We start from the raw sequence: 20,659 nt of genomic DNA, 5'->3' as shown, positions 1-20,659 counted from the left end.
CGACGTCTGCACAGCCTTACTGTTTGATACGCGCCATCAGCACCCCCAGCCGCCTGATCGCCTCCATCAGGTTCCCCGCGCTGGCCGCATACGACAGCCGCACGTAACGGTCGGCGCCGCAATGTCCGAAATCCTTGCCGGGCGTGAGCGCCACGTGCACCTCGTCCAGCGCGCGCTCGCAGAACTGCCAGGAGCTCAAGCCGGTCGCGCTCACGTCGAAGTACACATAGAAAGCGCCGTCCGGCGGCACCGGCACCGGCAGGCCGATGCCGGCCAGACCCTGTAACACCAGCTCCCGGCGCCGGGCGAACTCGACCCGCCGCTCTTCGCAGATCGCCAGCGAGGCCGGCGTGAAACAGGCCAGCGCCGCCTGCTGCGACACGTTGGACGGGCAAATATAGTAATTCTGGGCCAGGCGCTCCATCGTCGGCGCCATCGCGTCCGGCACCACGGCCCAGCCGAGGCGCCAGCCGGTCATGCCGAAATACTTCGAGAAGCTGTTGATGACGATGGCGCCGGGGTCGTGCGCCAGGATCGTCTGCGGCGCGTGGCCGGCGCCGTCGCGGTCGCCCAGGTTCAGGTAGATCTCGTCGACGATGCGCCAGGCGTCGTGCTCGCGCGCCCAGTCGCAGATGGCGCGCAGCTCCGCCGGCGCCACCGAAGTGCCGGTCGGATTCGAGGGCGTCGCGATCATCAGGCCCTTCGTTTGCGCCGTCCAGTGGGCGCGCACGCTCTCGGCGGAAAGCTGGAAGCGGCTGCCGGCATCGGTGGGCACCAGTTTCACCTGCGCGCCGAAGCTGCTCAGGAACTGGCGGTTGCAGGGATACGAAGGGTCGCCGACGATGGCCTCGTCGCCCGGATCGACCAGGGCCGCCGTCACCAGCAAGAGCGCGGCCGAGGCCCCGGCGGTGACGACGATCCGGCTCGGCGCAATCGTCACGCCATGCTCGCGCAGGTAAAAGCCGGCGATCGCCTCGCGCAGGGCCGGTATGCCCAGGGCCGCGGTGTAGGGCAGCGCGCCGCCGTCGAGGGCCGCGCGCGCCGCTTCCAGCACGGCCGGAGGCGGACCGAAATCGGGCTCGCCGAGGCTGAGCTTGATGACGTGGTGGCCTTGCGCTTCGAGGGCGGCGGCGCGTTTGCCGAACTCCATGGCGAAGAAGGGATCGACCGCCTGGGCGCGCTGGGATATTTTCATGATGGGTTCCGGTTGAAGACTGCCTGAGGCGGATTTTAACCGCGCCGGCGCCTCAACTGCGGCCAGGGACGATATCTACCCCGATCAGCTCGGCCAGCGCCAGCAGTTCGCCATACGCGCTCGCATCGCCCACCAGGCTGCGCGAGCCTGCCACCTCGCGCAGGGCCTCGCCGTCGACCCGGTCGCCGAACAGCACGAGCGAGCGCGCGCTGTCGTCCTGGCGCGAGGTCCAGCACAGCCCCTGCACCTGCGGGCACTGGGCGTGGATCGCTTCGGCCCACAGCCGGCTGACCGGATACTGGTCTTTTTCGGTGTCGATCAGGGCATTGCGCTGCACCCCGAGCTTGCGCAGGGCCTTGCTGCCGAGGTCGGCCAGCAGCAGGCCGTTTGTCGCTTCGAAACGGGAATGCAGCTGACCGTCGAGCTTGTTCCTGTCGAAGGTTTTATGACCTGGCGCGAAAGGCACGTCGTGGAACACGCTTTCCATCGCCGCGCAGGCAAAGCTGGAGCCGCCGTACAGGGTGGGAATCGGCTCGCCCCGGCTGTTGCGGATGGGGCTGAAGCGGGCGTTGCCGCGCACGCCAGGATTGAACTGCACCGCGCCGTACAAGCCGGCATGTACCCGGTGAATGGTGGCGCCGGCCGGCCAGGCCGTCGTGGAAATATGCAGGGTGGATGATGGCGAACTTGCGGTGTCGTGGTGTCGGATGCTGCGCGGCCTGGCGGCCGGCGGCTTACGCATGCAGCACGCCTTCGCATTCGTCCGCGGCTGCCGCGATGACACGGGCGGGGTCGAGCGCGAGCAGCTCGCGTGGCGTTTTGCCGCCCAGGTAACTGTTGGCGGACATGAACCAGTAGGACAGGCCCCAGCTGTCCTTGGCATCGCCGAAGGTTTTCAGCACTTGCGCCAGCGCCTTGCGCGGCCGGTAGCCGGCCTGGGGGTCGAGTCCGTAACTGGGGAAATAATCGACGCCGTTGTGGCGGATGGCGAAAATGGCGCCGTCGCGTTTCCACTTGTTGGGCTGGGCGCTGGGATTGGTGGCGCTGAAATTGGCCGCGGTGGCGATTTCGGCCGCCGTCATCCAGTCGCCGCTGTCGATGACGGCGGTGCGCGCGCGCGCCAGCATGGTCGCTTCCCTCAGCTCGTTCGGCGTGGGCGGCACCTTCGGCACCAGCGCCCCGACGATCGCTTCGAGCGATGCGCGGTGGTGCTTGCCGACCAGGGTTTTCACGAGCTCGGCGATGCTGGCGAAGGTTTGCGCTATCGCAGCCGCTTCGCGCGGCGTGGCATGGGCCAGCGCCACGGCCACCACCTGTTCGGCGTCGACCTGGTGCAAGCCCCTGCTGACTTCTTCGGGGTCGCCTGCCAATGCCGAAATACCAGGCACTTCCTGTTCCAGTGCGTACATGGCCCCTCCTGATGAGATTATGCCGGCTAACTTTGTTTCATCATAACCCATATAACCGATTGGCACCACGAACGCCTTAAGGAGACGGAAAGAATGCCGCCAACGGCCCTTGAAGGCGCGTCTGCCATGTTGGCAGGGCTGCCGATGCAAGCTTCCTTCGCCAAACGGGGAGAAACCCCCTAAAATACGTTGATCTACGGAACCATTCTTTACTTTCGGAAGCCAGCCTTTGGAAACTCTTCTCTTCGCCGCCCCGGCATTGCTCGCCCCTGCCCTGGTTGCCGGCCTGTTTGGCCTGCTCATCGGCAGTTTCCTGAACGTGGTGATCCACCGCGTCCCGAAGATGATGCAGCGCGAGTCCGACAATTATGTTGCCAGCGAAAGCGGCAAGGAATTGCCGCACACCGACCGCTACAACCTGATGGTGCCGAGGTCGGCCTGCCCGCACTGCGGCCACCAGATCGGGGCGATGGAAAACATCCCCGTCGTCAGCTGGCTGGCGCTGCGCGGCAAGTGCCGCAAATGCAAGGCGCCGATCTCGGCACGCTACCCTGCCGTCGAACTCCTGACCGGCCTGCTGTCCGCCTTGCTGGTCTGGACCTTCGGTTCCGGCGTGGCCGGCATGGCGACCCTGCTGTTCGCCTACCTCCTGATCGCGATGACCTTCATCGACGTCGACACCCAGCTCCTGCCGGACGACCTCACCTTCCCGCTGCTGTGGGCCGGCCTGCTGGTCAACCTGGACGGCACCTTCGTGCCGCTGCGCGACGCCGTCATCGGCGCGGCCGCCGGCTACCTCGTGTTGTGGGCGGTGTACTGGCTGTTCAAGCTCGCGACCGGCAAGGAAGGCATGGGCTATGGCGATTTCAAACTGCTCGCCGCCCTCGGCGCCTGGCTCGGCTGGACCATGCTGCCGACGATTATCCTGCTGTCCTCGGTGGTCGGCGCCCTGGTCGGCATCAGCCTGATCGTGTTCGCCAAGCGCGGGCGCGACAAGCCGATTCCCTTCGGTCCCTACCTGGCCGCCGCCGGCATGATCGCCCTGCTCTACGGCGAGCAGATCGGCGCGATGTTCCTCGGCTACCTGGCTTGACGCCATGACGGCCGCCCCCGCATTTTCAGTGGGACTGACCGGCGGCATCGGCTGCGGCAAGACGACGGTCGCCGACATGTTCGGCGCGCTCGGCGCCACCCTGGTCGACACCGACGCCATCGCCCATGCGCTCACCGCCCCGCACGGGGCTGCGATCGCGCCGATCCTGGCCGAGTTCGGCCCTGCTTTCGTCACGCCCGAGGGTGCACTGGACCGCGCGAAGATGCGCGAACTGGTGTTCGCCGATCCCGGCGCCCGCACCAGGCTGGAAGCGATCCTGCATCCGCGCATCCGCGAGGCCACGAGCGCCGCGGCGGCGATCGCCACCGGCCCCTACGTCATCTTCGTGGTGCCGCTCCTGATCGAGTCCGGCAGCTGGGCCGATCGCGTGACGCGGGTGCTGGCGATCGACTGTTCCGAGGCCACCCAAGTGGCGCGCGTCATGGCCAGGAACGCTCTGCCCGAGCCCCAGGTACGCGCCATCATGGCGGCGCAGGCGACCCGTGCGCAGCGCCTGGCGGCGGCCGACGACGTGATCCTCAACGAGGACGGCATCGACGCCTTGCAGCCCCAGGTCGAACGCCTGCACGTGTTTTACCTGGCCGAGTCCGCGCGCGTCAAAGCGTCGATCAAGCGGGATTTGTAATTTTGCTTCGCATGGTTCAGAATCACGGGGTTGCTCGCCAGCCCACCTCCAGGGGAATGTTACTTTGATCGTCTATGAATATCCTTTCAACGAGCGCATTCGCACGTTGTTGCGGCTGGAAGACCTGTACGAAAAATTCAAATTTTTCGTCCAACAGGATCATCCGATGCAGCACCACGTCGCGCTCGCGACGATCTTCGACATACTGGAAGTGGCCGGCCGCGCCGACCTGAAATCCGACCTGCTCCAAGAACTCGAACGCCAGAAGCAAAGCCTGCTGGCCTACCGCAGCAATCCGGCGGTGGCGGCCGAAGCCCTCGACGCCATCCTCGGCGAACTCGACCAGGTCAGCAGCGCACTCGTTGCCGCCCAGGGCAAGACCGGCCAGAACGTGCGCGACAACGAGTGGCTGATGAGCATCCGCGGCCGCACGATCATTCCCGGCGGCGCCTGCGAATTCGACCTGCCCTCGTATTACGCCTGGCAGCAGCGCCCCTTCGAGCAGCGCCACGCCGACATCATGGGCTGGTTCGGCCCGCTCGCGCCGCTGTGCGACGCCCTCTCCCTCGTGCTGCGCCTGCTGCGCGACTCCGGCCGCCCGACCAAAATGGTCGCGACTTCCGGCAGCTACCAGCAGATGTTGCAGGGGAAGATCTACCACATGCTGCGGCTGACCATCGACGAGTCTCTGGGCGCGATCCCCGAGATTTCCGCCAACAAGTACATGCTGTGGGTGCGGTTCACCACCCAGGGCGGCGACCTGAAGCCCAAGTCGCTGGAAGAAGAAGTGCCGTTCGAGCTGACGCTCTGTAATTTTTAAGCTTTACTACCTGCCATGACCGTTGTTGCCTGCCCTACCTGCGCCCGCAAAGTCGAATGGACGCCTGAAAACAAGTTCCGTCCATTCTGCTCGGAGCGCTGCAAACAGATCGACCTCGGCGCCTGGGCCGAAGAGAAATACACCATCCCCGGCGCCGCGCCGAGCGAGCTGCAGGACAATCCGCTCGACGACGAAGACAAGCACTGATATGACGGCTTCGTAGTTTGTAGGGTGGGCTCAAGAGCGGTTCGCCGCCCGGCCCACCCCACGAATTACGCGTTGACGGTAATCCCGCCCGGCACCAGCACCGGCTTGTTACGGCGCCCGTAGCGGTCCATGAACAGGCCTTCCAGGCCGATCTCCGGCTGGCGGCCCGAGACCATGTCGGCCAGGACGCGCCCCGAGCCGCAGGCCATGGTCCAGCCCAGCGTGCCATGGCCGGTGTTCAGGAACAGGTTGCGGTAAGGGGTCGGGCCCACCACCGGCGTGCCGTCCGGCGTCATCGGGCGCAGGCCGCACCAGAACTCCGCTTTCGATACGTCGCCACCCTGCGGGAACAGATCGGTCACCGAGTGCTCCAGGGTGTCGCGGCGCGCCTGGTGCAGGCTCAGGTCGTAGCCCGCGATTTCGGCCGTGCCGCCGACGCGGATGCGGTCGCCCAGGCGCGTGATCGCCACCTTGTAGGTCTCGTCCATGATGGTCGATTCCGGCGCCCCGGCGGCGTCCGTGATCGGTACCGTGATCGAATAGCCCTTCACCGGATAGACCGGGATATGGATACCGATCTGCTTGAGGATCAGCGGCGAATAGCTGCCCAGCGCCAGCACGAAGGAATCGGCCTTCAGTTCGCCCTGCGAGGTCACCACGCCGACCACCTTGTCGCCTTCGACCGAGAGCCGCCGGATGTCGACGCCGTGGCGGAATTTCACGCCCAGTTCCTTGGCCATCTCGGCCAGGCGCTGGGTGAACTTGAAGCAGTCGCCGGTCTCGTCGTTCGGCAGCAGCAGACCGCCGACAAACTTGCCGCGCACTTTACTCAAGGCCGGCTCGAAAGCTTCGCAGCCGGCCGGATCGAGCACTTTATACGGCACGCCATACTGCTGCAGCACGGCGATGTCGGTGGCGGCGCCGTCGACCTGCTTCTGGGTGCGGAACAGCTGCAGTGTGCCCTGGGTGCGCTCGTCGTAGGCGATGCCGGTGTCGGCGCGCAGCTGCACCATCACGTCGCGGCTGTACTCGGCCAGGCGCACCATGCGGCCCTTGTTGATGGCATAGCTCTTGTGGTTGCAGTTGGCCAGCATCTGCAGCATCCAGCGCCATTGGACGGGGTCGAACTTGGGGCGCACCACGAGCGGGCTGTGCTGCATCATGAGCCACTTGAAGGCCTTGGCGGGCACGCCGGGGCCGGCCCATGGCGATGCATAGCCGGGCGAGATTTCGCCGGCGTTGCCGTAGCTCGTTTCCATGCCGGCGGCCGGCTGGCGGTCGATGACGGTCACGTCATGCCCGGCCTGGGCCAGGTAATACGCGGTGGTGGTGCCGATGACACCACTACCCAGGACGATGATTTTCACAGGGATCCTTCAACAGATTGATTGACTGCTTCTTACCTTGCAAAGCGCAGCTGATCGAGCCACTCGAGCAAGGGGATGGTGGCGGGCAGCAGCGGGGTGACGCCGACTGTCCCTTGCCACGCAAAGGCCTGGCCTTCCAGGCTTTGCGGTTCGCCGCGCCAGTCGCGGCTGATGTAAAAATGGAGCCGCACATGGGCGTGCTCGTAGACGTGCTCGACCCCGCACCACGGCGTGGCGCTGACGATCTCGACGCCCAGCTCCTCGACGAATTCGCGCTGCAGGGCTTTGAAAATGTCCTCGCCCTGTTCGACTTTACCGCCGGGGAATTCCCAGTAGCCCGCATAGGGCTTGCCCGCCGGCCGCTGGCCAAGCAGCACGTCGCCGTTCGGGCGCATCAAGATGCCGACCGCCACATCGATCGGCTGGGCCTTCGCTTCCTGCATGGCTGGTCCGTCCGGAAAATCCGATATTGTACGCCAGGCTGATGCGCAAGGCATGGGTGCTGTTGTGTCGGGTGATGCGGAATTGTGATGGCGGCGCGATGCGTCGGCTGGTTGAACGCGTGCGCGGCGAAGCCGCCCACCCTACGGCCTGCTGCAAACGTTAGCGGTATTCCCCGGGACGTAGGGTGGGCGGGTATCCCGCCCACGCGTTCAACCAGCCGGCGAACCGTCGGCAGCCAGTTTGCCTGCGTAATCCTTCGCAAACTGCCACGCAACGCGCCCGGAACGCGAGCCGCGTCCGAGCGCCCATTGCAGCGCCAGCGGCCGCGCCGCTTCGATCTGCTGCGGCGTGCAGCCGAAGCTGCCCAGCCAGTGCGCCACGATGGCCAAATAGTCGTCCTGGCGAAACGGATAAAACGACAGCCACACGCCAAAGCGCTCGGACAGCGAAATCTTTTCTTCCACCGCTTCGCCAGGATGCAGCTCCCCTTCGTCGCTGTGCGAAAAGCCGGCGTTGTCCGCCATCTTTTCCGGCATCAGGTGGCGCCGGTTCGACGTCGCGTAGATCAGCACATTGTCCGAGGGAGTGGCGATGCTGCCGTCGAGCGCCACCTTGAGCGCCTTGTAGCCGGCCTCGCCCTCTTCGAAGGAGAGGTCGTCGCAAAAAATGACGAAGCGCTCCGGGCGCGACGCCACCAGGTCGACGATGTCGGGCAGGTCGGCCAGATCCGCCTTGTCGACTTCGATCAGGCGCAGTCCCTGGTCGGCAAAGCCATTCAGGCAGGCCTTGATGAGGGAAGACTTGCCGGTGCCGCGCGCACCCGTCAGCAGCACGTTGTTGGCGGGACGGCGTGCGATGAACTGGCGCGTGTTCTGCTCGATCGCCATTTTTTGCGCCTCGACGTGCTGCAGGTCCTCGAAGCGGATGTTCGAGGCATGCAGCACCGGCTGCAGCCAGCTGCCGCCGCCGGATGCGCGGCGGCGCCAGCGGAAGGCCGCTGCGCGCTTCCAGTCCGGCTCGCGTGGCACGGCCGGCGGCAGCACCGCCTCCAGCCGCGTCAGCAGGCCCTCGGCGCGTTGCAGGAACTGCTCGAGCGGCGTCATGGGCGCAAACCCTTACGAGCGGTAGTCGGCGTTGATGGTGACGTAGTCGTGCGACAGGTCGCAGGTCCACACCGTGGCGCTGGCCTCGCCGCGACCGAGCGTCACCCGCACCAGGATCTCGGACTGCTTCATGACGCGCTGGCCGTCCGCTTCCTGGTAGGCCGGATTGCGCCCGCCCGCCTGCGCGACCAGCACCTCGTCCAGGTACAGATCGAGTTTGGTGACGTCGAGGTCGTCGACGCCGGCATAACCGACGGCGGCCAGGATGCGGCCCAGGTTCGGATCCGACGCGAAGAAGGCGGTCTTCACCAGTGGCGAGTGCGCGATTGCATAGGCGATCTTGCGGCACTCTTCCAGGGTGCGGCCCTCTTCCACCGTGATGGTGATGAACTTGGTGGCGCCTTCGCCGTCGCGGATGATCTGCTGCGCCAGGTTGCGCGAAATGCTTGTTACCGCATCGCGCAGCGCTTCGTAGTCGGGACCCGAAGCTTGCGTGATCTCGAGGCTGCCGGCGCCGGTGGCGATCAGCATGAAGGAATCGTTGGTCGAAGTGTCGCCGTCGATGGTGATGCTGTTGAACGAGCGGTCGGCGGCATACTTTACGAGTTCGTCCAGCACCGGCTGCGCCACTTTGGCGTCGAACGCCAGGTAACCGAGCATGGTCGCCATGTTCGGCTTGATCATGCCGGCGCCCTTGCTGATGCCGGTCATGGTGACCGTGTGGCCGCCGATGGTGGTCGTCACCGACGCCGCCTTGGGCTGGGTGTCGGTGGTCATGATGGCTTCGGCCGCATTGAACCAGTTGTCCGGCGTCAGGTTGGCGACCGCCTGCGGCAGGCCGGCGACGATTTTTTCGAGCGGCAGCTGTTCGAGGATCACGCCGGTCGAAAACGGCAGCACCTGGCCCGGCTCGCAGCCGAGCAGGCGCGCCACTTCGGCGCAGGTGGCCCGGGCGTTGGCCAGGCCAGTCTCGCCGGTACCGGCGTTGGCGTTGCCGGTATTGACCACCAGCGCACGGATCGGCGCCCCACCCTGCGTCACTGCCGCCAGGTTGGCCTTGCTGACCTGCACCGGGGCGGCGCAAAAACGGTTCAGGGTGAACACGCCGGCGACGGTCGCGCCATCGGCAAGGCGCATCACCAGCACATCCTTGCGGTTGGGCTTCTTGATGCCGGCTTGGGCAAAACCGATCTCGATACCGGCAACCGGTTTCAGGTCGGCGGCGACGGGCAGGGGGGAATTCACGGCCATGGTGGTCTCTGGAAAGATTGTCGAATTCGTTATTGTACTGCGCAGACGACAGCCCAGGCGCGGCGCAGGGAACGCTTTCTTGAACACCAGAATGAATGAACTGTCAACTTCCAGGCAGCCAGTGTTAAAAATACACCACAGCAATTGTGCGAGGAAGAAACGTGCCTATACTCGATTTGCCTGGTGCAACTTAATCGGGCGGTGCCCGTGGCTGCCACGGGCGTACATAACTAAAGCAAAAAATCAGGAGACGGAAAATGAAGTTCACCATGAAAGCGCGCGTGCCTGCTGTGCTGTGTGCGGTGCTGTGTGCAGGCCTCGCAGCCGCACCAGCCGCGTTTGCCGATGGCCAGCCGCGCCAGCTGACGGCCTCTGCCAAGCTCTACAAGCAATACTTCCAGGAAGCATCGAAAGAGTTCGACGTGCCGGTCGAGCTGCTGGAGTCGATCGCCTATGCCGAAACGCGCTGGATCTCGCACGTGCCGAAAGGCCAGCTGAAAAAGAACGGCGAGCCCCAGATTGAAATCGATCCAGACCCGCACCACGGCATGCCGCCCAGCTACGGCATCATGGGCCTGCGCAACGACACCTATTTCGGCACCTCGCTGACGCAGGGCGCGGCGCTGATCCGCGTCTCGCCCGCCCTCGTCATGACTGACGTACGCAGCAACATCCGCGCCGCCGCCGCCCTGCTCTCCCAGTACGGCGCGCGCAAGACCCGCGCCTTCCCGCTCGAGCAATGGGAAGGCGCCGTGGCCCGCTATTCCGGCATCCCGCAGCCCGAAGTCGCCCAGATCTACACGTATGAAATCCTGACCGCGATCCGCCAGGGCCGCGAGGACAGCGGCTACAAGATAAACCAGCGCCACGTGGAGATGGAAAAAGTCTATGGCAAGGACAAGCTCAGGAAGCTGTCCGCGCGCCGCATCACGGTCGAAACCGGCGTGCCCGATCCGAAGATCTCGGCGCCCGACTTCGTCGATGCCTCTGCCAAGAACAAATAACGGAGACTGATCCATGAAAAACAGCATGAAAGGCCTGGCCGCAAGCCTGGCATTGGCGACCCTCGCCCTCCCCGTCAGCGCCTCGACCGACTATCCGCCGGCGATCTGGAATCCGGCCGCCAGCTGCAACCAGTCGGCACGTACGGTGGCGGTCAGCCACGTGACGGTGCACACCACGCAAGGCTCCTACGCCGGCTCGATCTCCTGGTTCCAGAACTGCCAGGCGGGCGTCAGCGCCCACTACGTGATCCGCTCGTCCGACGGGCAAGTGACGCAGATGGTGCGCGAGGCCGACAAGGCCTGGCACGTCGGCAATTCGAACGGCTACACGGTCGGCATCGAGCACGAGGGTTACGTCAACGCGCCATCCACCTGGTACACCAGCGCCATGTACAACGCCTCTGCGGCGCTGACGCGCGACATCCTCGCCTCGCGCGGCCTGTCGCAAAAAGTGTATGACGGCAGCAGCGGCTGGAACGCGGTGCCGTCCGATTCGCTGTACAACGTCAAGGGCCACGTCAACTTCGCCAGCCAGAGCCATACCGACCCGGGTTCGGGCTGGGACTGGCCGCGCTATAAAACCCTGGTCGCAGGCGGCACCGCCGGCGGCGGCGGCAGCGATGCCTCCCTCACCTGGCCCCTGGTCCAGTACGGCAACACGGGCGAACGCGTGCGCACCATCCAGTACCTGCTGCAACAGTGGGGCTATACGCTCACCGTCAACGGCAGCTTCGACACCGCCACCCAGAACGCGGTGAAGAACTTCCAGGGCTCGCGCGGCCTGGGCGCCGATGGCGTCGTCGGCAACGCGACCTGGCCGGCGCTGACCATCGTCACCCAGCAGGGCGAATCGGGCGCCAAAGTGCGCGCCGTGCAGAGCCAGCTGAACGAAAGCGGTTATGGCTTGACCGTCGACGGTATCTTCGGCGCCGGCACCAACAGCGCCGTGCGCAGCTTCCAGTCCTCGAAGGGCCTGGGCGTGGATGGCATCGTGGGCGACAATACCTGGAGCAAGATGGCCTGGTGATGGTTGATCGCTGAACGTAAAAAAGGCGTCCCGCGGGACGCCTTTCTGCTTTACGACGACCGGCTTACGCCAGCTTGCCGTGGCACTGCTTGAACTTCTTGCCGCTGCCGCAAGGGCATGGGTCATTGCGGCCGACTTTGACACCCAGGTAGGTGCTGTGGTCTTCCGCAGAGACCGATTCCGACGACGGATTCGTGATCGGCGCCAGCAGTTCTTCGGGCGCAGCGGACGGGTTGAAGTCGGAGTGCTGGTAGTTGATGTTTTCCAGCTGCGTGTGCTGGGCCGCCATGGCCGCTTCCGCCGCCTCGACTTCCTCGCGCGACTGGATGCGGACCGTCATCACGGTGCGGATCACTTCGTTCTTGATCTGGTCCAGCATGCTGCCGAACAGTTCGAAAGCTTCGCGCTTGTATTCCTGCTTCGGGTTCTTCTGCGCATAGCCGCGCAGGTGGATACCCTGACGCAGGTGATCCAGCGCGGCCAAGTGTTCGCGCCAGTGGGTGTCGACGCTCTGCAGCATGACATTGCGCTCGAAGCCGCCGAAGGAATCCTTGCCGACGATCTCGATCTTGGCGTTGTACGAAGCGTCGGCCGCGGCCAGCACCTTTTCCAGGATGTCGTCGTCGTTCAGGTTCGGCTCGTCGACCAGCATCTGCTCGAGCGGCACGTCGATCGCCCATTCGGTCGCCAGGGCCGACTGCAGCGCCTTGATGTCCCACTGCTCCTCGACCGATTCGGCCGGCACGTGGGTGCGCACGACGTCGGTGTAGACGCCGGCGCGCAGCGAAGCGATCAGTTCCGAAATGTCGGCCGCTTCCAGCAGTTCGTTACGCTGGCCATAGATCACCTTGCGCTGGTCGTTGGCGACGTCGTCGTATTCGAGCAGCTGCTTGCGCACGTCGAAGTTGCGCGCCTCGACCTTGCGCTGGGCGGTCTCGATCGAACGGCTGACGATGCCCGCCTCGATCGGCTCGCCTTCCGGCATTTTCAGGCGTTCCATGATGGCGCGCACCCGGTCGCCGGCGAAGATGCGCAGCAGCGCATCGTCGAGGCAGAGGTAGAAGCGTGAGGAACCCGGGTCGCCCTGGCGGCCGGAACGGCCGCGCAGCTGGTTGTCGACGCGGCGCGATTCGTGGCGCTCGGTGCCGACGATGTGCAGGCCGCCGGCGTTCACCACGTGGTCGTGCAGCGACTGCCATTCATCATGCAGCTTGGCCGACTGCGCCGCCTTGTCCGCTTCCGACAGCTCGTTATTGGCTTCGATGATCTGGATCTGCTTCTCGACGTTACCGCCGAGGACGATGTCGGTACCGCGGCCGGCCATGTTGGTGGCGATCGTGATCATCTTCGGGCGGCCCGCCTGGGCGATGATTTCCGCCTCACGGGCGTGCTGCTTGGCGTTCAGGACGTTGTGCGGCAGGCCGGCCTTGGTCAGGATACCGGACAGCAGTTCCGAATTTTCGATCGAGGTGGTACCGACGAGCACCGGCTGGCCGCGCTCGTAGCAATCCTGGATGTCGACCAGCATCGCGTTGTACTTTTCCTGCGCCGACTTGTAGACCTGGTCCTGGCGATCCTTGCGCTGGGAAGGACGGTTCGGCGGGATAACGACGGTTTCGAGGCCGTAGATTTCCTGGAATTCGTAGGCTTCCGTATCGGCGGTACCGGTCATGCCGGACAGCTTGGTGTACATGCGGAAGTAGTTCTGGAAGGTGATCGAGGCCAGGGTCTGGTTCTCGTTCTGGATGCGCACGCCTTCCTTGGCTTCGACGGCCTGGTGCAGGCCATCGGACCAGCGCCGGCCCGTCATCAGACGGCCGGTGAATTCGTCGACGATCACGACTTCATTGTTCTGCACCACGTAGTGCTGGTCCTTGTGGTACAGGACGTGGGCGCGCAGCGCCGCATACAGGTGGTGGATCAGCGTGATGTTGGCGGCGTCGTAGAGCGAGGCGCCTTCCGGCAGCAGGCCCATCTTGGTCAGAATGGCTTCGGCGTTCTCGTGGCCGGCCTCGGTCAGCAGCACGGTGTGCGCTTTCTCGTCCTTGATGTAGTCGCCCGGGACTTCGACGACGCCCTTGCCGTCCGACGTCTCCTCGCCAATCTGCTGCACCAGCATCGGCGGCAGTTCGTTCAAGCGGTGGTACAGGTCGGTATGGTTCTCGGCCTGGCCGGAAATGATCAGCGGCGTCCGTGCTTCATCGATCAGGATCGAGTCGACCTCGTCGACCACGGCAAAGTTCAGGCCGCGCTGCACGCGCTCGCGTGCTTCGTAGACCATGTTGTCGCGCAGGTAGTCGAAGCCGAACTCGTTATTCGTGCCGTAGGTGATGTCCGAACCGTAGGCGGTCTGCTTGGTGTCATGGTCCATCTGCGACAGGTTCACGCCCGTCGTCAGGCCCAGCCAGCCGTACAGCTTGCCCATCGAATCGGCGTCGCGCTGCGCCAGGTAATCGTTGACGGTAATGACGTGCACGCCCTTGCCGGACAGCGCATTCAGGTAGACCGGCAGGGTTGCCATCAGGGTCTTGCCCTCGCCCGTGCCCATCTCGCCGATCTTGCCCTGGTGCAGGACAATGCCGCCGATCATTTGCACATCGAAGTGGCGCATCTTGAGGACGCGCTTGGCGGCCTCGCGGCAGACTGCGAAGGCTTCCGGCAGGATATCGTCGAGCGATTCACCCTTGGCGACGCGATCCTTGAATTCTGGCGTTTTTGCCTGGAGCTCAGCGTCGGACAGCGCTTCCATCTGCGGCTCGAGCGCGCTGATCTGGCGCACGGTTTTTTGGTATTGCTTGAGCAGCCGCTGGTTGCGGCTACCGAAAATCTGGGTCAGTAATGACATGCTAGGTTTCTTAAAAAGACGCCGCAAAAAGAGCCAGGAATGATATCAAACGATACCTAACCAAGACCGACGGTGGCAAAAAGCGAGTGATTTTATCATGCGATAGGGCCACACTTGGGGCTGACACGCCCGATAACAAGTATCGTGCACTAAAGAATGTTATCAAATTGCATCGAAGCCACAGGATAGGGCCACAATTGGCGTGCCGGGGGACGCCTGTGGTATGTTATGCCGATGCATATCTACGGCACCCGCAACCGCCCTACTTCGTTCGAAGCAACGAGTTTCCTGCGCTCGAACGAGCGCATGGCGAGCCTGCTGCCGACCGCGATGCGCATGGCCGACCTGCAGCGCGACGTCGGCCTGGCGCTGCCCGCGGTGGCCGGCAACTGCGACGTGCTGTCCTTCCAGGACGGCGCTTTGGTGCTGGCCGTCCCCAGCTCGGCGGTCGCCGCCAGGCTCAAGCAGGGCCTGCCGAAGCTGCAGTCCACCCTGCAGGCGCGCGGCTGGCAAGTCACGTCGATGCGCCTGAAGGTGCAGGTCACGCGCGCCATGCCGGACCGGGTCGAAATGCGCAACCTGGAATTGCCGCCGACGGCCGTGAATGCCTTTGAAGAACTCGGTGACAGCCTGCCGGACACCCCGCAGAATGCCGCCCTGGTGGCCGCGATCAAGAGACTGGCCGCAAAGCGCCGGGCCGGGTAACCCGCCCCATTACATCTGCGCCCACTCCTGCTTCATCTGCTTCAGGTAAGACGCCGGCGCCCCTTCGATCCCATCAAACGAAACGATCTCATAAGCATCCGGCTGCGCCAGCAAAGCACGCAGCAGCTCATTGTTGAGCGCATGCCCCGACTTGTGCGCCTCGTAAGCGGCAAGCAGCGGATGCCCCACCAGATACAGGTCGCCGATCGCATCGAGGATCTTGTGGCGCACAAATTCATCGTCGTAGCGCAGACCGTCCGCATTCAGGATGCGGTACTCGTCCATCACGATCGCGTTTTCCAGCGAGCCGCCGCGCGCCAGCCCCATGCCGCGCAGGCTTTCGACGTCCTGCATGAAGCCAAAGGTGCGCGCCCGCGCCACGTCGTGCACATACGAGACATGGGCGAAATCGACCGAGGCGTTCTGGGTCGTGCCGTCCACCGCCGGGTGGTTGAATTCGATGAAGAAATCGAGCTTGAAGCCATCGTGGGGTTTCAAACGCGCCCACTTCTCGTTACTGCCCGTGCCCTGGCGCACTTCCACTTCTTTCAGCACCCGAATAAATTTCTTCGGCGCCGCCTGGTCCTGGACCCCGGCCTGCTGCAGCAGGAACACAAAGGAGGCCGCCGAGCCGTCCATGATCGGGATTTCCTCGGCCGTGACTTCAATGTACAGGTTGTCGATACCGAGGCCGGCGCAGGCCGACATCAGGTGTTCGACCGTGGACACACGCGCGCCGCCACTGACCAGCACCGAGGCCATGCGGGTATCGCCCACCACCTCGGCGCTCGACGGGAATTCGACGACCGGGTCGAGGTCGACACGGCGAAACACGATGCCGGTATCGACGGCCGCCGGGCGCAGCGTCAGTTCGACCTTGCGGCCCGAGTGCATCCCCACGCCGGTCGTGCGCACCAGTTCTTTGATGGTTCGTTGTTTGAGCATGGGAAGATTATATAGGTGCTGCCGAATCGCTGCCGGGGCTGGTCTGCGCAGCTGGGCAATACTGCAGGCGCTGTTGGAACACGGTGTTCGAAAGTACTTTGTGCACGTCTGCTAACGACCCGAAGCAGATGCTACTCAACTATGCACGTTTCCTCGACGACGATGCCCACAGTCTATGGCTTCTCGTATGGCGGCCGCTGCCTCTTCGGCATCATCCATTGTTAGGAGAACTGGCACCCCTTGCCACCCCCGACGCTTCAAGGTGAGCACTAGTCCCCTGAAGTCGTCCCCTGACGCCGACGCCTCAGCGCTTTGAATTTCATTCAAAGTGAAATGCGCAACCCGGTCAGTCGGGCTGCTGCCTTCGATGTGGTGGACACCGTCTTGATCCAGCCAGAAGTAACGGAAGTAGTGCAGCTTTGGTGTCTTTTTTAAGAGCCGAACATAGCCTAGAACCGCCACCACGATCAACGCCACCCCTCCGACGAATGTACCTGTTCCCGTGGCTGTAAAAAGTGTCCATGCGCCAACGATCAGGAGCAGAACGCTCATGATGTATGCGGCGTCCTGCCCCCCACTCTTGGAGCTGTCGATCTTTTCGAACGAGATTTCTGGCAAGTTGGAGCGCTCCGGATGACTTTTCAGTATCGCATGGTGTGAACTCCCGTTGGCTATGCACCATAGGGTTATCCCCGACTAAACAACCGCTCTTGGCCGTTGCAGACCTTCGATGGTGTCCGCTCCCGACCCGAAGCGGACATCTTAACCATTGGTGATCGGTTACGGTTCAGCGTTTGTCCAACGCAAAGTAACACTGTCGAGTGGGGTGCAACTAGACAACTTAATCAAATCGAACTTTTCCCATCTACTGAGCGAACCTGGCTCGCCGACCCGCAAGAAAACTTCATTGCCGTTGTATGCGTGACTGCCGCTGAATTCCAGTCGAGCAGAAACGCCGCCTGGCCCATGCAAAACCGCCTTGAAGCATTTTGTTGGAAAGCGCTTATTGACCAACTTCGAGGGCAAAGTTCCACGTCTATGACCCAACTTCTTGAGCATAGTCGAGACTTCAATATCGAGGTGAGCTCTAGAGTTCAAAACCCACACAGGTTCCTTCAGGCGAAATTGATGTTCTCCGACGCCTAGATGCATCGGTTTTTCATTGATGTCAGTCCTGCTGAGGAAAAAGAGCAGTATAAATTCGAACATTTATTTTCCATCGAAATCACAGTCCAACTCTATGATTTTCGTGCAGTGATGTCCGCTCTTGGCCGGTAGCAGACCCATTGTAGCGTCTGCTTCCGACCCTAAGCAGCCATATCCTATTGCCCTTGAGTTGGCCTCTTCTGGAAACGATCGCCGTCTGGATCTAGATCACTATGTTCGCGAACAACTGGTAACTGAAGCTTGCACCATAGGTGGCCCATCATGTCGCCTAGGCCACGTAAGTGCTCAGTCCTCTCGTCTTTAGGCAGTGTGTGAATGATGTTGTCTGCTTCGTTGATGGCATCGCCTATGCGTTTGTAAACTGCCATAAGCTTTTGCGCCGTCAGATGATCCATATTTCCTCGCTATTTCTTGCAGACCTGTCGACAACCTCAGTTGCACTAACGACCGCTTCTGGCCGGTAGCGGACCTTACAGCTGCCGAGCATCGTGCAGACCGCGCACTGCCAGCTCAGCTGAGGCAAAAACGTCTTTTGATCGTCCCAGCTTCTGCTGCCTTGTAGGTAAGGAAGCACAGGAGCGCCGAAGACATCATTATCGGCAGCCAACTCCACAGCAGTATCGCCGCATAGGGCATGACAGACCCACTTATCGCGCCCCAAACCATTGCGGTATTCCTCCATGCTCTGGAAGGGATGACGACCCATAATTCGCCGCACGCTCTGCATTTCAAGGGGCTATGAAGGACGCTAGCGAACACAACCCCAAGAATCGGTAGTGTTGGCTTCCTACATTTTTCACACTGTTTGGCCATGGCGGATACTGTGGATAGGTACGGCTACGACATGCGGACTGGCAAGCCGAAGGTCCGCGTTTGGCCGGTAGTAGACCCTCTTTAGGCGCTAAGTCTACCGGACTTATTGCCAGTTGGGAAAGTTTAGAGATCTCGCTTAGGCCGGACTCGACGTCCGCTCCCGCCCCAAAGCAGTCAAAATTCTGTACTATCAGTTCATGCGTACCACAATAAAATTTGTAGGCATCTATATTGGAATGTCAGTCTTTCTAGTACTGATGCAGGCCATCTTTTTCTACCTCAATATCCTATCCACACAAAGCGCATTGCTATGGGCCTTCCTACTTGCTATCCCGCTTCAGCTGGCTTTCGAGTTCCTAGGTGAGCTTGTCTCAAACAACAAAGCCACGCGTTTCGTGGAGCAGAAAACTGCCACACAGTCATTTTCGCTACTCCGCGTCGTCTACGGTGTTGTTCTTTTTTCGGTAGCTACTGGACTAGTGATTGCAGCTGGTTACACATGGCAAGTGCTTAAACCATAATCCTCCGTAAGTCATCAGTCCGCTCTTGGCCGCTTTCGGACCTTCGATGAGGTCCGCTTACTGCCACCCGGAACAGACGTTCAATTTGTTCAGAACAGGACCGCTAGCTGATTTCATCTTCAACAGCGACAACAGCTTGTGATGTGACTTTTGCTTTGATGCTTCCGCCAAAGCCAGGCCCAAAGTAGCAATCAATAGTCAGGCGGCGGCCGTTTGAAAACCGCAACTCAATGTGCGAATCCCCGGTGGCATTAAGCTCGACCGTTTCGCTGCCTCCTGGAGGCAGGTCGCCAAGCTCATATGATCTACCAGTAACCTCGACAATGACCCCGCGGAGCGCTTCAGATCCTGCATTCTCAAGCGTAAACTCAACTCCACCCAATCTTGATTCCCAATACACGGCGAGTAGTGCTAACGCTGCGATCAATAGAATTTTTTTCATTGACTAAGTCAGTAGGGAGATCGCACCAAGGGGCGAGCCTCCGCTTTTGGCCGTTCGTGGACGTATGGTTAGGTCCGCTTACGACCCATTACGGACCTTGACATGCCACCGATGCTAGAGCCCGGCGCACATGATTTGTGGGATATCGACACGATTAACGCCGGGAGGTTCGCCAGCGGGTACAAGGTTGACCCGCTCGACACACGTGTAAGGAAGAAGGCTTTGACGTGTTTTCGTGCAAGTGGTCGAAGGGGCTGCACTCACTGCATCACAGTCAAACCCAGCAGCTTTGAGGCGTGCCGTCGCACTTACCATGTCAAGTCCAGGTTGGACGAGCTTGCGCATGTCAGCCGCAAACCGTTCATCGTTCACGGTATAGCATCCCCCAAGGCACAACACGCAACTACTTATGAAAACGTATCGAAGCATACGTTTGACCTCATCATGAATATTCACCGTGAAAGTCCGCTGTTGGCTGCGCATTCAACCAGTCGACGCAACACATTCATGAAATCGCTGTGCGGGTGTTTGGTAGCTGAGAGTTTTCCGTGGACGCTCGTTCAGTAGCCTGGCTACCTCGTCCAGATTCTCCTGCGAGTACGTAGAGAGGTCCAGCCCTTTGGGAAACTACTGCCTCAAGAGTCCGTTGGTGTTTTCGTTAGAGCCACGTTGCCAAGGTTGATGAGGATCGCAAAAATATACCTGGATATGGGTGTCCAAAGTAAAGCGCTTGTGGTCAGCCATTTCCTTTCCGCGGTCCCATGTCAGTGATTTATAGAGTTCCTGTGGCAGCTTTCGTGCATTCAAGATGAGTGCATCAACGACCGACGTGGTGTCTTTGCCTGCGGTTTTCACGAGCATGACGTAACGAGTCTGGCGCTCGACCAAGGTGGCAATCTGGCTGTTATGGCTGCCAAAGAGCAGGTCGCCTTCCCAGTGCCCGGGCACTGCTCGATCCTCTGCAGTGGCAGGCCGTTCGCTGATCGATACCGTTCCATTGATCCTGCCGTGGTCGTCGGTCTTTTGTGTGTGATGGCGAGATCGGCGCATGTTTCGGCTGCGCCGCAAGTGCTCGAGCAATTCCTTTTTCAAAGCGCCTCGAGCCTGAATATATAGGCTACGGTAGATCGTTTCGTGCGACACGTGGAAGTCCTCGTCACCCGTGTATGCCTGCTTTAGCCAACCAGCGATTTGCTCCGGCGACCATTGGAACTGCAGTTTGCCTGCGACGATATCGGCCAGCTTCCGATTCACCACGAGCTTACATGGCTTGGGACGTCGCGCTCGATCCCATGCACGCTGGTCGGCCTGGGTTGCGCGATAGTTTTCCAGACCGCCGTTTCGCCTGACCTCCCGACTGACTGTGGACGGAGCCCGTCCGAGGGTAGCGGCAATGGAGCGAATCGATTGGCCAGCCACTACTGATCGCGATATTTCCTCGCGCTCAGCGAGCGTTAGCGCCAGTCGAGAGCGGCATCTTTGGGGTGGACGGATGCCACCCGTTTCCGCCAGAATCCGGATAACAGACGAGTGATTACGGTCGAACAGCTGGGCAATCTTTTGAAGCGAATCGCCTTGCCGCCATCGTTCCCACATCAGTGCCTTTTGACTGTCCGAATAGTAAATCCGAGGTTTCCGCTTCATGTGAACTCCTC

20 protein-coding genes and 1 pseudogene are annotated in these 20,659 nt (G+C 62.0%); 7 read left to right on the top strand and 14 right to left on the bottom strand.

The window, feature by feature from the left end; all coding sequences use genetic code 11:
• Positions 1-16: 16 nt before the first annotated feature.
• The 3 genes from AC56KZ_RS15355 to AC56KZ_RS15345 are packed head-to-tail and all read right to left on the bottom strand — an operon-like array spanning position 17 to position 2,604.
• Positions 17-1,195 (bottom strand): pyridoxal phosphate-dependent aminotransferase, encoded by a 1,179-nt coding sequence (locus AC56KZ_RS15355; protein WP_497163045.1) that lies wholly within the window; start codon positions 1,193-1,195, stop codon positions 17-19.
• Between the two features lie 52 nt (positions 1,196-1,247).
• A complete protein-coding gene (locus tag AC56KZ_RS15350; protein ID WP_497163044.1) occupies positions 1,248-1,937 on the bottom strand; it encodes an RES family NAD+ phosphorylase in 690 nt (229 codons plus the stop codon).
• Positions 1,930-2,604, bottom strand: a complete 675-nt coding sequence (locus AC56KZ_RS15345; protein WP_497163043.1) for a hypothetical protein — start codon at positions 2,602-2,604, stop codon at positions 1,930-1,932. Before AC56KZ_RS15345 ends, AC56KZ_RS15350 begins: the two co-directional genes overlap by 8 nt.
• A gap of 229 nt (positions 2,605-2,833) precedes the next feature.
• Between AC56KZ_RS15345 and AC56KZ_RS15340 the strand changes: the two genes are divergently transcribed.
• From AC56KZ_RS15340 to AC56KZ_RS15325, 4 genes are all read left to right on the top strand, one after another.
• Positions 2,834-3,697, top strand: coding sequence for a prepilin peptidase (locus AC56KZ_RS15340; protein ID WP_497163042.1), 864 nt, complete (start codon positions 2,834-2,836; stop codon positions 3,695-3,697).
• Between the two features lie 4 nt (positions 3,698-3,701).
• Positions 3,702-4,343 carry a dephospho-CoA kinase gene (gene coaE, locus AC56KZ_RS15335; protein WP_497163041.1) on the top strand — a complete coding sequence of 214 codons (642 nt, stop codon included), beginning with the start codon at positions 3,702-3,704 and terminating at the stop codon, positions 4,341-4,343.
• Between the two features lie 64 nt (positions 4,344-4,407).
• Positions 4,408-5,163 carry a cell division protein ZapD gene (gene zapD / locus AC56KZ_RS15330; RefSeq protein WP_497163040.1) on the top strand — a complete coding sequence of 252 codons (756 nt, stop codon included), beginning with the start codon at positions 4,408-4,410 and terminating at the stop codon, positions 5,161-5,163.
• Between the two features lie 15 nt (positions 5,164-5,178).
• Positions 5,179-5,370, top strand: coding sequence for a DNA gyrase inhibitor YacG (locus AC56KZ_RS15325; protein ID WP_497163039.1), 192 nt, complete (start codon positions 5,179-5,181; stop codon positions 5,368-5,370).
• Between the two features lie 65 nt (positions 5,371-5,435).
• Here AC56KZ_RS15325 and AC56KZ_RS15320 read toward each other — a convergent pair whose 3' ends face one another.
• The 4 genes from AC56KZ_RS15320 to argJ form a co-directional block, all read right to left on the bottom strand.
• A complete protein-coding gene (locus tag AC56KZ_RS15320) occupies positions 5,436-6,737 on the bottom strand; it encodes a D-amino acid dehydrogenase (RefSeq protein ID WP_497163038.1) in 1,302 nt (433 codons plus the stop codon).
• Between the two features lie 32 nt (positions 6,738-6,769).
• Positions 6,770-7,180 (bottom strand): NUDIX domain-containing protein, encoded by a 411-nt coding sequence (locus tag AC56KZ_RS15315; protein ID WP_497163037.1) that lies wholly within the window; start codon positions 7,178-7,180, stop codon positions 6,770-6,772.
• A gap of 210 nt (positions 7,181-7,390) precedes the next feature.
• Positions 7,391-8,284, bottom strand: coding sequence for an ATP-binding protein (locus AC56KZ_RS15310; protein ID WP_497163036.1), 894 nt, complete (start codon positions 8,282-8,284; stop codon positions 7,391-7,393).
• Positions 8,285-8,296: 12 nt separating this feature from the next.
• Positions 8,297-9,535 carry a bifunctional glutamate N-acetyltransferase/amino-acid acetyltransferase ArgJ gene (gene argJ, locus AC56KZ_RS15305; RefSeq protein WP_497163035.1) on the bottom strand — a complete coding sequence of 413 codons (1,239 nt, stop codon included), beginning with the start codon at positions 9,533-9,535 and terminating at the stop codon, positions 8,297-8,299.
• Positions 9,536-9,792: 257 nt separating this feature from the next.
• On the opposite strand from argJ, the gene AC56KZ_RS15300 reads away from it, so the two are divergent.
• The gene (locus AC56KZ_RS15300; RefSeq protein WP_497163034.1) at positions 9,793-10,539 is read left to right on the top strand and encodes a hypothetical protein; all 747 of its coding nucleotides are present in this window, start codon (positions 9,793-9,795) and stop codon (positions 10,537-10,539) included.
• Between the two features lie 13 nt (positions 10,540-10,552).
• A complete protein-coding gene (locus AC56KZ_RS15295) occupies positions 10,553-11,566 on the top strand; it encodes a peptidoglycan recognition protein family protein (RefSeq protein ID WP_497163033.1) in 1,014 nt (337 codons plus the stop codon).
• 64 nt (positions 11,567-11,630) lie between these two features.
• On the opposite strand, the gene secA is transcribed toward AC56KZ_RS15295, so the two are convergent.
• The gene (gene secA, locus AC56KZ_RS15290) at positions 11,631-14,411 is read right to left on the bottom strand and encodes a preprotein translocase subunit SecA (protein WP_497163032.1); all 2,781 of its coding nucleotides are present in this window, start codon (positions 14,409-14,411) and stop codon (positions 11,631-11,633) included.
• A gap of 228 nt (positions 14,412-14,639) precedes the next feature.
• Between secA and AC56KZ_RS15285 the strand changes: the two genes are divergently transcribed.
• On the top strand, positions 14,640-15,116 hold the full coding sequence (locus tag AC56KZ_RS15285; RefSeq protein ID WP_497163031.1) for a DciA family protein: 477 nt from the start codon (positions 14,640-14,642) through the stop codon (positions 15,114-15,116).
• A 9-nt stretch (positions 15,117-15,125) separates the two neighbouring features.
• Here AC56KZ_RS15285 and lpxC read toward each other — a convergent pair whose 3' ends face one another.
• The 6 genes and pseudogenes from lpxC to AC56KZ_RS15255 all read right to left on the bottom strand — a co-directional run bounded on the left by lpxC (position 15,126) and on the right by AC56KZ_RS15255 (position 20,648).
• A complete protein-coding gene (gene lpxC / locus AC56KZ_RS15280) occupies positions 15,126-16,061 on the bottom strand; it encodes a UDP-3-O-acyl-N-acetylglucosamine deacetylase (RefSeq protein WP_497163030.1) in 936 nt (311 codons plus the stop codon).
• A gap of 135 nt (positions 16,062-16,196) precedes the next feature.
• Complete coding sequence (locus AC56KZ_RS15275; protein WP_497163029.1) at positions 16,197-16,679, bottom strand: hypothetical protein; 483 nt, start codon at positions 16,677-16,679, stop codon at positions 16,197-16,199.
• Positions 16,680-16,841: 162 nt separating this feature from the next.
• Complete coding sequence (locus AC56KZ_RS15270) at positions 16,842-17,270, bottom strand: hypothetical protein (RefSeq protein WP_497163028.1); 429 nt, start codon at positions 17,268-17,270, stop codon at positions 16,842-16,844.
• Between the two features lie 340 nt (positions 17,271-17,610).
• Complete coding sequence (locus AC56KZ_RS15265; RefSeq protein WP_497163027.1) at positions 17,611-17,934, bottom strand: hypothetical protein; 324 nt, start codon at positions 17,932-17,934, stop codon at positions 17,611-17,613.
• A gap of 731 nt (positions 17,935-18,665) precedes the next feature.
• Positions 18,666-19,004 carry a hypothetical protein gene (locus AC56KZ_RS15260; RefSeq protein WP_497163026.1) on the bottom strand — a complete coding sequence of 113 codons (339 nt, stop codon included), beginning with the start codon at positions 19,002-19,004 and terminating at the stop codon, positions 18,666-18,668.
• Between the two features lie 483 nt (positions 19,005-19,487).
• Positions 19,488-20,648 (bottom strand): annotated as a pseudogene (locus AC56KZ_RS15255) (IS30 family transposase).
• Positions 20,649-20,659: the final 11 nt, after the last annotated feature.

It is taken from the genome of Telluria sp. LT2P34, assembly GCF_059685915.1.
Note: the sequence above shows the minus strand (reverse complement) of the source record. Positions and strands in the feature narration are given on the sequence as shown.